At 56.1% G+C, this 1,751-nt stretch carries 1 rRNA gene; it reads left to right on the plus strand.

Annotated elements, in window-relative coordinates:
* Positions 1 to 172: 172 nt before the first annotated feature.
* A 16S ribosomal RNA gene (locus MKP05_RS20945) occupies positions 173 to 1,712 on the plus strand.
* The last annotated feature ends 39 nt before the right edge of the window (positions 1,713 to 1,751 follow it).

Consider the following 1,751-nt stretch of genomic DNA (forward strand, 5'->3'; position numbering starts at 1 on the left):
CGGAGCCGCTCTTTAACAATCGATCAGGTAATTCATGTGGGCGCTTGTCGATGGGTCGGTGACCAGTCACAGAACCATCAAGGCAAGCGACTCGTCAAAGACCTTCGGGTCTTTTTGAGAACGTTTGACCCTTGAGCCAGGTTTGGTTCCACCTTAGGAACTATCAGACTTTAAACTGAAGAGTTTGATCATGGCTCAGATTGAACGCTGGCGGCAGGCCTAACACATGCAAGTCGAGCGGTAACAGGGGGAGCTTGCTCCCTGCTGACGAGCGGCGGACGGGTGAGTAACGCATAGGAATCTGCCCGGTAGTGGGGGATAACCTGGGGAAACCCAGGCTAATACCGCATACGTCCTACGGGAGAAAGCAGGGGACCTTCGGGCCTTGCGCTATCGGATGAGCCTATGCCGGATTAGCTGGTTGGTGAGGTAATGGCTCACCAAGGCAACGATCCGTAGCTGGTCTGAGAGGATGATCAGCCACATCGGGACTGAGACACGGCCCGAACTCCTACGGGAGGCAGCAGTGGGGAATATTGGACAATGGGGGCAACCCTGATCCAGCCATGCCGCGTGTGTGAAGAAGGCCTTCGGGTTGTAAAGCACTTTCAGTGAGGAAGAAGGCCTTGGGGCTAATACCCCTGAGGAAGGACATCACTCACAGAAGAAGCACCGGCTAACTCCGTGCCAGCAGCCGCGGTAATACGGAGGGTGCGAGCGTTAATCGGAATTACTGGGCGTAAAGCGCGCGTAGGTGGCTTGATAAGCCGGTTGTGAAAGCCCCGGGCTCAACCTGGGAACGGCATCCGGAACTGTCAGGCTAGAGTGCAGGAGAGGAAGGTAGAATTCCCGGTGTAGCGGTGAAATGCGTAGAGATCGGGAGGAATACCAGTGGCGAAGGCGGCCTTCTGGACTGACACTGACACTGAGGTGCGAAAGCGTGGGTAGCAAACAGGATTAGATACCCTGGTAGTCCACGCCGTAAACGATGTCGACTAGCCGTTGGGTCCCTAGAGGACTTTGTGGCGCAGTTAACGCGATAAGTCGACCGCCTGGGGAGTACGGCCGCAAGGTTAAAACTCAAATGAATTGACGGGGGCCCGCACAAGCGGTGGAGCATGTGGTTTAATTCGATGCAACGCGAAGAACCTTACCTACCCTTGACATCCTCGGAAGCCGACAGAGATGTTGGTGTGCCTTCGGGAGCCGAGTGACAGGTGCTGCATGGCTGTCGTCAGCTCGTGTTGTGAAATGTTGGGTTAAGTCCCGTAACGAGCGCAACCCTTGTCCCTATTTGCCAGCGATTCGGTCGGGAACTCTAGGGAGACTGCCGGTGACAAACCGGAGGAAGGTGGGGACGACGTCAAGTCATCATGGCCCTTACGGGTAGGGCTACACACGTGCTACAATGGTCGGTACAAAGGGTTGCGAAGCCGCGAGGTGGAGCCAATCCCGAAAAGCCGGTCTCAGTCCGGATCGGAGTCTGCAACTCGACTCCGTGAAGTCGGAATCGCTAGTAATCGTGAATCAGAATGTCACGGTGAATACGTTCCCGGGCCTTGTACACACCGCCCGTCACACCATGGGAGTGGACTGCACCAGAAGTGGTTAGCTTAACCTTCGGGGGAGCGATCACCACGGTGTGGTTCATGACTGGGGTGAAGTCGTAACAAGGTAGCCGTAGGGGAACCTGCGGCTGGATCACCTCCTTACCGACGACGTCACCGGCTGTCGGCAAGTGCTCACAATGA

It is taken from the genome of Halomonas flagellata (assembly GCF_022487945.1).
Taxonomy (GTDB): domain Bacteria; phylum Pseudomonadota; class Gammaproteobacteria; order Pseudomonadales; family Halomonadaceae; genus Halomonas; species Halomonas flagellata.